Raw genomic sequence first — 13710 nt, forward strand, 5'->3', positions numbered from 1 at the left:
AGAGCCAAGTCACAGTCGCGCTACTGCGAATGGCGGCATCTCGAAGCATATAGTTAGTTGCAGAACGCATCCAAAATGAGGTCTGGGACCTCCTGGCGTGCGTAGTCGCGACTCAGGGAAGGCTGATCATGTCGACCAGTGCGCAGTCTGAAATCCAGGATGCCGACGCTCGACGGGAACGCCGCACCGCCGATCTGCGGGCCACCGACCAGCAGTTCCGCGAAGCCATCCCGCTGGCGGCCGTCACCGCCGCGATCCGACGACCCGGGCTGTCCCCCGCCGCGATCACGGCCACGATCATGACCGGTTACGCCGACCGGCCCGCGCTGGGCGAGCGCACGCGGGAACCGGTCACCGATCCCGCCACGGGCCGCACGACGCTGCGGCTGCTGCCGAGCTTCGACACGGTCACCTACCGGGACCTGTGGACCCGGGTCAACGCCGTCGCGGCCGAGTGGCGCCACGGTCCCCGGCATCCGCTGGCCGCGGGCGAGTTCGTCGGCGTCCTCGGTTTCACCAGCACCGACTACACCACCCTCGACCTGGCCTGCGCGCGACTCGGCGGCGTCTGCGTGCCACTGCAGTCGAGCGCGTCCGCCAGCGCCCTCAAGCCGATCATCGCCGAGACCCAGCCGCGGATTCTCGCCGCGAGCGCCGAACTGCTGGACACCGCCGTCGAGATCGCGCTGGGCAGCGCGTCGCCGCGCCGTCTGATCGTCTTCGACTTCCACCCGGAGGTGGACGACGAGCGGGAGCGGGTCGACGCGGCCCGCGAACGGCTCGCGGCGGCGGGCAGCCCGATCGTGCTCGACTCGCTGGCCGAGGTGATCGAGCGCGGCGGCCACCTGCCGCCCGCGCCGGAACCCGCCGCCGACCTGGACGCCGACCGGCTGGCGATGCTCATCTACACCTCCGGAAGCACCGGGACGCCCAAGGGCGCGATGTACACCGACCGGCTGGTCGGCGCGCTGTGGCGGGGGTTCTGGCCGCGTGCGGACGACCTGCCTCTCATCGGCCTCAACTTCATGCCGATGAGCCACATCGCGGGTCGGGTGACCCTGATGTCCACTCTCGCCAACGGCGGCACCGCCTACTTCACCGCGGCAAGCGACCTGTCGACGCTGTTCGAGGACATAGCGCTGGTCCGCCCCACCGAACTGTTCCTGGTGCCCCGGATCTGCGACATGCTTTTCCAGCGGTACCAAAGCGAACTGGACCGCAGGGCCGCCGACCCGGGCGACCGGGCCGCGGTCGAGGCCGCTGTGCGGACGGAGTTGCGCGAGCGGTTCCTCGGCGGTCGCCTCGGGTGGGTCGGCAGCGGGGCGGCGCCGCTTTCGGCTGAGATGCAAGCGTTTGTCGAGTCGTGCGTGGATCTCCCGCTGCACGACGGGTTCGGCTCGACCGAGGCGGGCGCGATCCTGCTCGACCACAAGGTGAACCGACCCCCTGTTCTCGACTACAAGCTTGTCGACGTCCCCGAGTTGGGCTACTTCCGCACCGACTCGCCGCATCCGCGGGGCGAGTTGCTGATCAAGTCCGAGACGATCATCCCCGGGTACCACAAGCGCCCCGACGTCACCGCCGAGGTCTTCGATGAGGACGGCTATTACCGGACCGGCGACGTCATGGCCGAGATCGGCCCGGACGAACTGGTCTATGTGGACCGTCGCAAGAATGTGCTGAAGCTGTCGCAAGGCGAGTTCGTCGCGGTGTCCCGGTTGGAGGCCGCCTTCGCCACCAGTCCCCTGGTGCGGCAGATTTACGTGTACGGCAGTAGTAAACGCGCTTACCTGCTCGCGGTGATCGTGCCCACCGAGGACGCGATCAACCGGGTGGACGACGTCGAAGACCTCCGGCCGCTGCTGACCGAGTCGCTGCAACGGATCGCGAAGGACACGGGCCTGAACTCCTATGAGCTGCCCCGCGCCTTCCTGATCGAGACCGAGCCGTTCAGCACCGCGAACGGACTCCTGTCCGATATCCGCAAACTGTTGCGCCCCAAGCTCAAGGACCAGTACGGCGAGCAGTTGGAACGGCTCTACGCCGAACTCGCCGAGCGGGAGGCGAACGAGTTGCGCGCGCTGCGGCACGCTGGCCGGGAGCAGCCCGTGCTCGACACCGTCCTGCGGGCCGTCCAGGCGCTGCTGGGCTGCGACCCCGCCGCGCTGCGCGCCGACGCGCGCTTCATGGACCTGGGCGGCGATTCCCTGTCCGCGCTGTCGTTCTCCACCCTGCTCAAGGAAATCTTCTGCGTCGAGATCCCGGTGGGCGACCTCGTCAGCCCCGCGAACGACCTGCGGCGGCTGGCGGAGCGCATCGAGACGGCGCAGCGGTCCGGGTCGAAACGTCCCACGTTCGCGACCGTGCACGGCGCGGGCAGCACCCGGGTCCGCGCGGACGACCTGACGCTGGAGAAGTTCATCGACGCCGAAACCCTCGCCGCGGCCACGACGCTGCCGCGGCCGAGTGGTCCCGCGCGCACGGTCCTGTTGACGGGCGCGAACGGTTACCTGGGCCGGTTCCTGTGCCTGGAATGGCTGGAACGGCTGTCCGGCACGGGCGGCAGGCTGGTCTGCGTCGTCCGGGGCAGCACGGCCGCCGCCGCGCGCGAACGGCTCGACGCCGCCTTCGACAGCGGCGACGCCGACCTGGTGCGGCGCTTCCACGACCTGGCGGCCGAACACCTGGAAGTCTTCGCGGGCGATATCGGGGAGCCGAACCTGGGCCTGGACGAGCCGACCTGGCAGCGGCTGGCCGACACGGTCGACCTGATCGTCCACCCGGCCGCCCTGGTCAACCACGTGCTGCCGTACGACCAGTTGTTCGGCCCCAACGTCGTCGGCACCGCCGAGCTGATCCGAATGGCGATCACCAAGCGGCTCAAGCCGTTCACCTACCTCTCGACCGTAGCCGTGATCGCCTCGCAGGCAGCGAGCGCCGACGAGGAATCCGACATCCGCGTCACCAGCCCGGTCCGCGCGCTCGACCAGAGCTACGCGAACGGTTACGCGACAAGCAAATGGGCGGGCGAGGTCCTGCTGCGGGAAGCGCACGACCGGTGCGGCCTGCCCGTCGCGACCTTCCGGTCCGACATGATCCTGGCCCACAGCCGGTTCTCCGGACAGCTCAACGTGTCCGACATGTTCACCCGGCTGCTGCTCAGCCTGCTCGCCACTGGCATCGCGCCGCGGTCGTTCTACGAGACCGACGCCGAGGGCACCCGCCTGCCCGCGCACTACGACGGGCTCCCGGCCGACTTCACTGCCGAGGCCATCACCACCCTGGGCGAGCGGGCCGCTGACGGAAACCAGCCCGGATACCAGACCTTCAACGTCCTCAACCCGCACGACGACGGCATCTCACTGGACGTCTTCGTGGACTGGCTGGCCGACGCGGGCCACCCCATCGAGCGGATCGACGACTACGGCGACTGGCTGGACCGCTTCACCACCGCCCTGCGCGCCCTGCCGGACCGGCAGAAGCAGCACTCGCTGCTGCCCCTGCTGCACGCGTTCACCCGCCCCGGTGAAGCCGTGCGCGGCTCCGGCATTCCCGCCACCGCGTTCCGCGCCGCCGTGCGCGCGGCGAAGATCGGACCCGACAAGGACATCCCGCACCTGTCCGCGGCGCTGATCGGCAAGTACGCCAAGGACTTGGCGAACCTGGGCCTCGTCTAGAACCCGACCACAGTGGACAGTGCGGGGGTCAGCCGACGCCCGCGCCGTGCAGCGCGACCCACCGGCGCATGGAGTACTCGACCATCGTGATCAAGGTGTTCTTGACCGAGTGCCGGTCCCGGGCGTCGCAGGGGACGATCGGGACGTCGCGGGCGATGGCGAGGGCGTCGCGGACCTCCTCGATATCGTGGTTCAGCAGGCCGTCGAAGCAGTTCAGGCCGATCACATAAGGGAGATTGCGTTCCTCGAAGAAGTCGATCGGCGAGAACGAGTCGGCGAGCCTGCGGGTGTCGGCGAGGACGACCGCCCCGATCGCGCCGCGCACCAGGTCGTCCCACATGAACCAGAACCGCTGCTGGCCCGGTGTCCCGAACAGGTACAGGATCAGATCCGAGTCCAGCGAGACCCGGCCGAAGTCCATCGCGACCGTGGTGGTCCGCTTGTTCGGGGTGGCGGCGGTGTCATCGATCCCGGCGCTGGCGCTGGTCATCACCGCCTCGGTGGTCAGGGGCACGATCTCCGAGACCGACCCGACGAAGGTGGTCTTGCCCGCGCCGAAGCCGCCAGCCACCACGATTTTGACCGAGGTGAGCGTGGGGGCCGAGTCGTCATAGCCGACGGAGTCCACTCAGTACCCTTTCCATCAGCACCAGGTGCGCCCGGTTGGCGCCGCCGGTTGCGGTCTTGTGCACGGTGACCAGCCCCAACTGGGCCATGTCGCCCAGCAGGACCTTGGCGACGCCCAGCGGCGCGCCGAGCAGGGTCGCCACCTCGGCGACCGAGCGCGGGTCCCGGCACAGCGCGCCGATGACCCGGTGCTCGGACTCGGCGAACGCGGTCAAGTCGGCGGCCCGGTCGCTGGTGGAGACCATGGTCTCCAGGCGCAACTCGAAGTTGGACCTGGTCCGGCCGCGCGTCCACGCGTACGGGCGCACGATGGCCGCGTCCGCAGGCTGCTCGACCGGATCGGGCAGCACCACGACCGGCAGCGGGGCGGAGTCCTCCCGGTCGGGCCAGTCCGGCTCGACCGAACCGGCCTGGGCCGGGGCGACCTCGACCAGGGGCGCCTCGACCACCTGGACCGGCGACCTCGGCGTGTCCACTTCGGACCGACTGAACTTGCGTTTGCGGCCCCCGCCGAGCGTGAGACCGTTCATCACGTCGGCAATCGTCTGCTCGGGCTCAGCGGCCCAGTCGCTGCTCATGCGTGCCTCATGCGGGCTGCCCCACCATCCTTCCAGCCGACCCTTGCAGGGCCGCGCGCAATTCCGGCGTGAGTATCTGGCCGACTCTGTCGACCAGCAGGGTCATCTCGTAGGCCACCTGGCCGATGTCGCAGGTCGGGGCCGCCAGAATCGCTAAGCACGACCCGTCGCTGATGGCCATCAGCAGCATGATGCCGCGCTCCATCTCGACCACCGTCTCCTTGACCGCGCCCGCCTCGAAGCAGCGGGCAGCGCCCTGGGTGAGGCTCACCAGTCCGGACGCCACGGCGGCCAGCTGGTCGGCGCGGTCCACCGGAAGCCGCGCGGATGAGGTGAGCAGCAACCCGTCGGCCGAAACCACCACGGCGTGCGCCACTCCGGTGACCCGCTCCGCGAAGTCGTTGACCAACCATCCGAATTGGCTTGGCTTGGACTGCGTGGACGTCATCGTGCTCCATTCCTCATGAGACCGTTCACGAAGCCAGTGCTGTGGCCGGTTACGGCACTGGGCTCAGACATCGTCATCGGCTGACTCCTGGTCTGCGTGGTCTGGGGACCGTTGGGCGAGGCTGCTGCGGCCGCGGCCGATCCCGCGCTGGAAGCTGCCCAGCCGCGAGCGCAGCGCCTCGGCGTCGCGTTCGACGTGCACCGGCTCGGTCGGGGCCGAGGCGTCGACGCTGCCGGGCAGCAGCCGTTCGCGGGGGGTGCGGCGGGGCAGGCCGCCCGCGGGCTGGTCGTCGCGAGTGGACTGGCTGACCGCCTCGGCCGCCTGCCACCCGGCGTCCGCGGCGAAGCGCCAGCGCGCTCCGCGCAGGTCCAGGGCCGGGTTTTCCGGTTTGCTGTGGGCCGGTCCGGCGTGGTGCGAGCCGCGGGCGCGGCTGATGCCGCGCTGGAAGCTGGACAGGCGGGTGCGCAGGTCGTCCGGGTCGCGGCCGGGAGCGGACACGCCGTAGCGCGGGGCGCTGGGCTCCGCGCTGCCGGGCAGCAGGTTCTGCCGGGGGGTGCGGCGGGGCAGGCCGGAGTTGGTGTAGTCCTCCGGCTCCGCAGCCGACACCGCCTGCGCGGCGTGGAAACCCTGGTCCGCGGCGAAGTCCCAGGCAGTGGGGGTCTGGCGGGCGTCCTCGGCGGTGGAGTTCGGGTCGTCGGTGACCGCGCGGAACCACGCCGAGACCATCTCGTCGAAGATCGGCGTCGTCTCGTGCAGCGCCGCGGCGGCCTCGGCCGGTTGGGGCCGCTCGTGCACGAGGGTCGTGTCCCACCAGCCGCTGTCATCGGCCTCGTCGGGGGCGCTGGGCACGGCCGGGGCGAACAGCGTGTCCGCGGGAGAGTGCTCCTCTGGCGCGCCGGGCACCTGGTGCGTCGGCCAGAACGAGTCGGCTGGCTCGGCGCTGATCGGCTTGGGCTCGCGTCGGGGCAGCGGCAGGTCGTCCGCGACCGGGGCGGCCTGTGCCGGATCGCGGGGGCGCGGCATGGTCTCGGGCATCTCCGCGCCGTCGCCGCCTGCCATCCAGGTGGGGTCCGGCGTGGGCGAGCCGTTGACCGCGCCGCGCCTGGGCAGGCCGTTGCCCGTGTGGTGGCCGTTGGCGGAACCGGCCGACCCGTTGGTGGCCTTGCCGTTCGAGTGGCCGTTCGAGTGGCCGTTCGAGTGGCCGTTGGTGTGGCGGGGGACGTGGCCGTTCGTGTGCCCGTTCGTGTGACCGCCCCCCTGCGTGCTCGCGTGCCCGTTGACGTGGACCGACGAGGCGTCCAGCCGGGCCGCCGGAGCCGGGGACGGCTCGCCCGCGGTGGCCACCAGTTCGGCGGGCACGGTGATGGTGGCGCGCACTCCGGACTGGCCGCCCGCGCGCAGCCGCACCTGCACGCCGTGCCGGGAGGCGAGCCTGCCGACCACGAACAGGCCCATCCGGCGCGCGGTGGACGCGTCGACGGCGCGGGTGTCGGCGAGGCGGGCGTTGGCGTCGGCGAGTTCCTGCTCAGTCATGCCGATGCCCCGGTCGATCACCTCGATCCGCACCGCGCCGGACTCGGTGTGCTGGCTGGCGACGGTGACGTGGGTGGCGGGCGCGGAGAACGCCGCGGCGTTGTCGAGCAGCTCCGCGGTCAGCCGGACCAGGTCGCCGACGGCGTAGCCGACCACGAGCACCGACGGCGGCGGCGCGATGACGACCCGCTGGTACTGCTCGATCTCGGAGACCGCCGCGCGCAGCAGGTCGCCGAGGGCGGCGGGGGCCTGGGCGCGGCGGGCGAGGTCGCTGCCGGAGAGCACCATCAGGTTCTCGTTGTTGCGGCGCATCCGGGTGGCGAGGTGGTCGAGCTGGAACAGTGTGGCGAGCTGGTCGGCGTCCTCCTCGTCGCGCTCGAGCCGCTCCAGCAGCTGGAGCTGGCGCTGCACCAGGCCCTGGCTGCGGCGGGACAGGTTGACGAAGACGTTGCTGTAGTTGGCCCGCAGGCCCGCCTGCTCGGTGGCCAGGCGCAGGGCCTGCTCGTGCACCGCGTCGAACGCGCGGGCCACCTGGCCGACCTCGTCGTCGGCGAGCACCGCGACCGGCTCGACCACCGGCGCGACGACGTCCTTGCCGTCGCGGATGCGCGCGACCGCCGCGGGCAGCCGGTTGCGGGCGACGTCGAGCGCGCTTCTGCGCAGCACGCTGAGCGAGCGCAGCAGCTGCCTGCCGATCACGATCATGATCGCGGCGGCGGTGACCAGGGCCAGGATGAGGATCACCGAGGCCACGCCTGCCGCGTCGCTGGCGTCGTCCTGCAGCGCGGCCGACGCGGCCTTGACCTCGGTGCCCAGGCGGGAGCTGACGTTGCTGATCCGCCCGGAAGTGCGCTCGGAAGCGGCGTTCCAGTCGACCGAGGTGAACGGCAGCGGCACGTTGGCCGCGGCCGCGCCGTCCGCGCCGATGGCCAGGCGCAGCAGGGTGAGCCGGGCGCGGACGCCGGGGGCGGCCATCAGGCGGTCGTACTCGGCCTGCTGCGCGGCGGTGGCGATGGCGCGGAAGTCGGCGGTGCGCTCGTCCAGGCGGGACTGCGACGCGCGCAGCGCGCCGAGGTCGGCGGCGTTGATGCCGCCGCGGGCGATGCCGATCGCGACCAGGCCCTGCTGGTAGTACACCTCTTCCTTGGCCGCCTCCAGGTCGTGCAGGGCGGCCGCGGTGCCCGCGAGCCGCTGGTCGACCACTTCCTCGGCGGCGGCCCGGTCGAAGTCGAGCAGGACGTGGATGATCGAGGTGTAGCCCGCGAACGCGGTGCCGCTGTCGACCGAGCCCATGCCGACCGGCCTGCGCAGCGCGGTGAGGGAGTCGAACGCGGAGACCACGTCGCGGTAGCGGGCGCGGGTGACCTCGGTGTCGAAGGTGGCCTTGCCGACCGCGCGCAGCAGTTCCTCGCGGGCGTAGTCGACGCTCTGGCGCTCGCCGCCGATCTCGGCCGCGACGTCGCGGGAGCCGGTGGTGAGCAGCACGGCGGCCTTGGTGCGCTCCCGCTGCAGCCAGGTCAGCACCTTGCGCAGGTTGTCGTTGACCGCAACGAGCTGGTCGACCCGGCGGTAGGACTCCGCGCGGGCGACCTGGCCGCTGATCTGCAGCGCGCCCAGGACGATCGCGAAGATCACCGGGACCAGGATGACCGCGGCGAGCTTGACCGGGATGTTCCAGTCGCGCCAGCGGGTGACGGTGGCCCATCTCAACCCGCCGCCGGCTTCCCCACCGGCGGCGGCGCGGTGCGTGGCCGCACCGCTCTCGGCTTGGGTCACGGTTTCCCTCACGCGCGATCCTCCAGGCGGGACTCGGGTCGCTGACGGAATAACTGCCTCACCGCGCCGCTCTCCTTCCACGACAAATCCTGGACTGCCCAGAGCACAACAGAACAGGCGCTACGAGCGCTGCCCGCGGAACCACGGTTGCCGATTCCTGACGCCGGGCGGGCCCTTCCCGGACATCGGCGACTTCGGCGAGAACTTGAGGCCAGAGCGTACATCATTACGGGGACGCGGCCGGATTTCGGAGAACACCGTTCTGACCAGCGCAGACGCCCTCGGATAACGGCGCGGAGCGGTGTGCGCGCGGAGCGCTGACGAACATGATCGTCATTTCGTCACGCTTTGTTTGGCATTGATCGACTTAATACCACGATTGGGTAGTTAATCGATTAACACGTCCGGTCGAGCGGCGTTGGACTGCCAGTCACGCCGCCTACCTGCGCAGATGATGGTCAGCGAGACCCGCCCGACCGGTGATTCACCTGTCAATGATTAACCGCGCACCCACCGTCGCGGCTGCGTGGACACCTGCCGACAAAGTAGTTCACCGTTAAGTGTGAGCACGGGAGTAGTGCCCAGCCGTCACTGAACCGGTACCGTTCGGTGATCAGCGCCGGGAATTGCGCGCGAGCCGCCGCGGGAGCGCGGGCACATTAGGAGTTCACCGGGGCCGTGGTTACTATGACGCCCGCGAAGGCGCCCGCATTGCCGCGCCCGGCGCCGCGGCCCATTCGGCGCAATTCCCCACGAGCGCCCGCGCCGCGGGCCGCCGCGATTTCCCCGACCGCACCTTAATGTGGAGGAACGCATGACCGAGGTCGTCCAATCCCCGGCGGGCGCGCGCGCGGCTGTGCCGCGCGCGGCCACGTTCGGCGGCATCGGGTCCGGGCCGGGCGCGCAGGCGCCGCAGGGGCCCGACTTCGCCGCCATCCACGACAGCGCGGAGTTCGCCGCGCTGCGCTCCCGGTTCCGCGGGTTCGTCTTCCCGATGAGCGCGCTGTTCCTGGTCTGGTACCTGACCTACGTCCTGCTCGCGGCCTATGCCAAGGACTTCATGAGCACCCGGGTGGTCGGCCTGGTCACCGTCGGACTGGTCTTCGGGATGCTCCAGTTCGCCTCCACCATCGCGATCACCGCGCTGTACGTGCGGTGGGCGCGCAGGCAGATCGACCCGAGGATCGCCGAGATCCGCGCGGCGGCGGGAGTCGATGCCCGGTGAGCGAGCTTGCGAGCGAACCATTGACACAGTGCGTAGGCGCGCGAGGCCACCGAACTTGTGAGGTGGCCCAGTGAGCAAGCTTGCGAGCGAACCATTGACACAGTGCGTAGGCGCGCGGAGCCACCGAACTTGTGAGGTGGCCCAGTGAGCGAGCTTGCGAGCGAACCATTGACACAGTGCGTAGGCACGCGGGGCCACCGAACTGGTGAGGTGGCCCAGTGAGCGGCCCAGTCCTCGCCGCTGGCGAGATCGGCGACCCGGTCCTCAACACCGCGGTGTTCGCCGCCTTCGTGGTGATCACGCTGTACGTGGTGTACCGGGTCAGCTCCCGCAACAGCACCACCGCCGACTACTACGCCGCGGGCGGCCGGTTCACCGGGATGCAGAACGGGATCGCCCTGTCCGGCGACTTCCTCTCGGCCGCGTCGTTCCTCGGCATCGCGGGCGCCATCGCGATCAACGGCTACGACGGCTTCCTGTACTCCATCGGCTTCCTGGTCGCCTGGCTGGTGAACCTGCTGCTCATCGCCGAACTGGTCCGCAACACCGGCCGCTTCACCATGGGCGACGTGCTCGCGTTCCGGATGCGCCAGCGGCCGGTGCGCGCCGCGGCGGCCACCTCGACGCTGGTGATCTCGTTCTTCTACATGCTCGCGCAGATGGCAGGCGCTGGCGCGGTCGTCGCGCTGCTGCTCAACGTGCAGGGCAAGGCCGGGCAGGCGCTGGTCATCACCGTCGTCGGCGCGATCATGATCTTCTACGTGCTGGTCGGCGGGATGAAGGGCACCACCTGGGTGCAGATCATCAAGGCCTCCATCCTCATCCTGTGCGTGGTGCTGATGACGGTGTTCCTGCTCGGCAAGTTCGGGTTCAGCCTGAGCGCGCTGCTGGAGCAGGCCGCGGCCAACAACACCAAGGGCGAGAAGGTCCTCGAACCCGGCGGGCAGTACGGCAAGACGCCGACGACGACGCTGGACTTCGTCTCCCTGTCGCTGGCGCTGATCCTGGGCGCGGCGGGCCTGCCGCACGTGCTGATGCGCTTCTACACCGTCCCGAACGCGACCGAGGCCCGCCGGTCGGTGGTGTGGGCGGTGGGCACGATGAGCGTGTTCTACGGCGCGACCCTGGTCATCGGCTACGGCGCGTCCGCGCTGGTCGGCTCGGAGCGCATCCTGCAGTCCACCGGCCGGGAGAACTCGGCCGCGCCGCTGCTGGCCTTCGAGATCGGCGGCACGGTCCTGCTGGGCATCGTGGCCGCGGTGGCGTTCGCGACGATCCTCGCCGTGGTGGCGGGGCTGACGATCACCGCGTCGGCGTCGTTCGCGCACGACGTGTACGCCAACATCGTCCGCAAGGGCAAAGCCGACGCCGCGTCCGAGGTGCGGGTGGCCCGGCTGACGGCCGTGGTGATCGGGGTGTTCGCCATCATCGGCGGCATCCTGGCCAACGGGCAGAACGTCGCGTTCCTGGTGGCGCTGGCGTTCGCGTTCGCGGCGTCGGCGAACCTGTCCACGCTGCTGTACTCGCTGTTCTGGAAGCGGTTCAACACCACCGGCACCCTGTGGGGCATGTACGGCGGGCTGGGCTCGTGCCTGCTGCTGGTGTTCTTCTCCCCGGTGGTGTCGGGCGCCCCGACCTCGATTGTGTCCACTGTGGACTTCCAGCTCTTCCCGCTGGCGAACCCGGGCATCGTGTCCATCCCGGTGTCGTTCGTCTGCGGGTACCTGGGCACGGTGCTGAGCCGGGAGCGCGCCGACGTCGACAAGGCGAAGGAGATGGCGGTGCGCTCGCTCACCGGCATCGGCCGCTGACCGCCAGGCCGCATGGCCCGCCGCGCATCCGGGTACCCGGGCCGACACGCCCAATGGAGGAGACCGACATGCCCGCACAGCTCGCGACCGCAGGCAACGCACTGGTCGCCCGCGCCTTCGCGAACCTCGCGCGGCTGCGCGGCGGCCGGCCCGTGCACTCGCGCGGCCGGTGCTTCTACGCCACGCTGGCCGCGTCGCCGTCGTGCCCGGACTGGCTGCCGCTGCCGCACCGGGCGACCACGGTCGTCGTCCGGCTCTCCCGCGGCGCCGGCCTGCCCGAGCCCCTGCCCGACGTCCTCGGCTTGGCGATCCGCATCCCGGACGGCGGGTCGGGCGGGCCGTGGGACATCCTGCTGGCGAGCAGCGGGCAGGGGCCGCTGCGGGTGCTGCCGCTGCCCGCCGCGGGCTGGGGCCGGGCCCGGTTCAGCACGATCATGGCGCTGGGCGCCGAGCGGGAGCGCGCGGTCCTGCTCGCGCTCCCCTCGGCGGACCTGCCCGACACCCTCGCCGACCTGCCGCACGCGGTGCCCCTGCGGTTCACCCTCACCCTGGCCGACGAGCGCCCCATCGGCCATCTGACGCTGCTGGCGGAGGCGACCGGCGAGCGGGTCGACTTCGACCCGATGGCCAACCGGCCCGAGCGGGTGCCGCTGTGGCCGCGGTGGCTGGCGGACCTGCGCCGCGAAGCCTATGTGGGCAGTCGAAGGGGTGGGAAAACTCGGAACATACGTGATCTGCGCGACAAACAGATGACCCGAAAGTGGCCATTGCGGGCGGATGGTACGGGCCGATGTGATTCAGTCGGCGATGGCCACACCATCCGTGGTCACCCGTCTCGGTATTACAGTGCACGCCGTGCTCGACTCTCTGTCGTCGCCGGACGTGTCCACCCGGCTGCGCGCGTTCCTCGATGACCGCGCGCCCGCGACGCCATGCCTGGTGATGGACCTCGACGTGGTGCGGGCCAACTACCGCGCCCTGCGGGCAGCGCTGCCCGAGGCGGCGGTTTTCTACGCGGTCAAGGCGAATCCGGCCCCGGAGGTCGTGGCCGCGCTGGTCGCCGAGGGGTCCGCGTTCGACGTGGCGAGCACCGGAGAGATCGACCTGTGCCTGGCCCAGGGCGCCGCGCCGGAGTCGCTGTCCTACGGCAACCCGATCAAGAAACCGGCCGACATCGCGCACGCCTTCGCCCGCGGTGTGCGGCGATTCACGTTCGACTCCGACGGCGACCTGGCGAACCTGGCCGAGCACGCGCCGGGGTCGCGGGTGTCGTGCCGGTTCCTGGTCGACGCGCCCGCGTCGGGCACGCCGTTCGGCCGCAAGTTCGGCTGCGCCCCGCAGATGGCGCTGCGGCTGCTGGCCAGGGCCGCCGACCTCGGCCTCGACGTCGACGGCGCGTGCTTCCACGTCGGGTCGCAGCACACCGACCCGGCGGCGTGGACCGCGGGCATCGCCCAGGCCGCCTGGATCGCCCGCGGGCTGGCCGAGTGCGGCGTGCCGACCCGCTCGCTCAACCTCGGCGGCGGCTTCCCCACCGCCTACCGCACCCCCGCTCCCCCGCTGGCCGCGCACGCCGCGGCGATCCGCGCCGCGGTCGCCGAGCATTTCGACACCGCACCCGAGCTGCTCATCGAGCCCGGGCGCGCGGTGGTGGCGACAGCGGGCCTGATCCGCTCGGAAGTGGTGCTGGTGTCACGCAAGTCCGACACCGACGAGCACCGCTGGGTCTATCTCGACATCGGCCGCTATTCCGGACTGGCGGAAACCGAGAACGAGTACATCGCCTACCGGTTGCGCACCGCGCACCCGGTGGAGTCCCCGGACGGCCCGGTGATCATCGCCGGGCCGACCTGCGACGGCGATGACGTGCTCTACCAACACACCCCGTACCGTCTGCCGACGGCGTTACGGGCAGGCGACCACGTCGACATCCTCGACGCGGGCGCCTACACGGCAAGTTATTCCTCGGTGTCCTTCAACGGCTTTCCGCCCCTTCCGACGCTTTTCGTCGGCTGATCCCCCTCGCAGGAGGTAA

General features: G+C 70.8%; 9 protein-coding genes. 5 read left to right on the forward strand and 4 right to left on the reverse strand.

Going from position 1 to position 13710, the window contains the following annotated elements; all coding sequences use genetic code 11:
* Nucleotides 1–128: 128 nt before the first annotated feature.
* On the forward strand, nucleotides 129–3677 hold the full coding sequence (gene car / locus BLS56_RS32880; protein ID WP_091448123.1) for a carboxylic acid reductase: 3549 nt from the start codon (nucleotides 129–131) through the stop codon (nucleotides 3675–3677).
* Nucleotides 3678–3705: 28 nt separating this feature from the next.
* On the opposite strand, the gene BLS56_RS03680 is transcribed toward car, so the two are convergent.
* The 4 genes from BLS56_RS03680 to BLS56_RS03695 form a co-directional block, all read right to left on the reverse strand.
* Nucleotides 3706–4305, reverse strand: coding sequence for a GTP-binding protein (locus BLS56_RS03680; RefSeq protein ID WP_091448125.1), 600 nt, complete (start codon nucleotides 4303–4305; stop codon nucleotides 3706–3708).
* Nucleotides 4286–4882: a DUF742 domain-containing protein gene (locus BLS56_RS03685; protein WP_228771319.1), complete on the reverse strand. Its 597-nt coding sequence runs from the start codon at nucleotides 4880–4882 to the stop codon at nucleotides 4286–4288. The genes BLS56_RS03680 and BLS56_RS03685 overlap by 20 nt, the downstream gene beginning before the upstream one ends.
* 7 nt (nucleotides 4883–4889) lie before the next feature.
* Entirely contained in the window at nucleotides 4890–5330 is a 441-nt protein-coding gene (locus BLS56_RS03690; RefSeq protein ID WP_091448126.1) for a roadblock/LC7 domain-containing protein, read from the reverse strand.
* A gap of 63 nt (nucleotides 5331–5393) precedes the next feature.
* Nucleotides 5394–8651 carry a sensor histidine kinase gene (locus BLS56_RS03695; RefSeq protein ID WP_139190497.1) on the reverse strand — a complete coding sequence of 1086 codons (3258 nt, stop codon included), beginning with the start codon at nucleotides 8649–8651 and terminating at the stop codon, nucleotides 5394–5396.
* A gap of 802 nt (nucleotides 8652–9453) precedes the next feature.
* On the opposite strand from BLS56_RS03695, the gene BLS56_RS03700 reads away from it, so the two are divergent.
* From BLS56_RS03700 to BLS56_RS03715, 4 genes are all read left to right on the forward strand, one after another.
* Nucleotides 9454–9864 carry a DUF485 domain-containing protein gene (locus tag BLS56_RS03700; protein WP_091448130.1) on the forward strand — a complete coding sequence of 137 codons (411 nt, stop codon included), beginning with the start codon at nucleotides 9454–9456 and terminating at the stop codon, nucleotides 9862–9864.
* A 218-nt stretch (nucleotides 9865–10082) separates the two neighbouring features.
* Nucleotides 10083–11675, forward strand: coding sequence for a solute symporter family protein (locus tag BLS56_RS03705; RefSeq protein ID WP_091448132.1), 1593 nt, complete (start codon nucleotides 10083–10085; stop codon nucleotides 11673–11675).
* Between the two features lie 68 nt (nucleotides 11676–11743).
* A complete protein-coding gene (locus tag BLS56_RS03710; protein ID WP_139190498.1) occupies nucleotides 11744–12589 on the forward strand; it encodes a hypothetical protein in 846 nt (281 codons plus the stop codon).
* Nucleotides 12522–13691, forward strand: coding sequence for a type III PLP-dependent enzyme (locus tag BLS56_RS03715; protein ID WP_324187491.1), 1170 nt, complete (start codon nucleotides 12522–12524; stop codon nucleotides 13689–13691). Before BLS56_RS03710 ends, BLS56_RS03715 begins: the two co-directional genes overlap by 68 nt.
* The last annotated feature ends 19 nt before the right edge of the window (nucleotides 13692–13710 follow it).

It is taken from the genome of Actinokineospora iranica (assembly GCF_900101685.1).
GTDB lineage: Bacteria > Actinomycetota > Actinomycetes > Mycobacteriales > Pseudonocardiaceae > Actinokineospora > Actinokineospora iranica.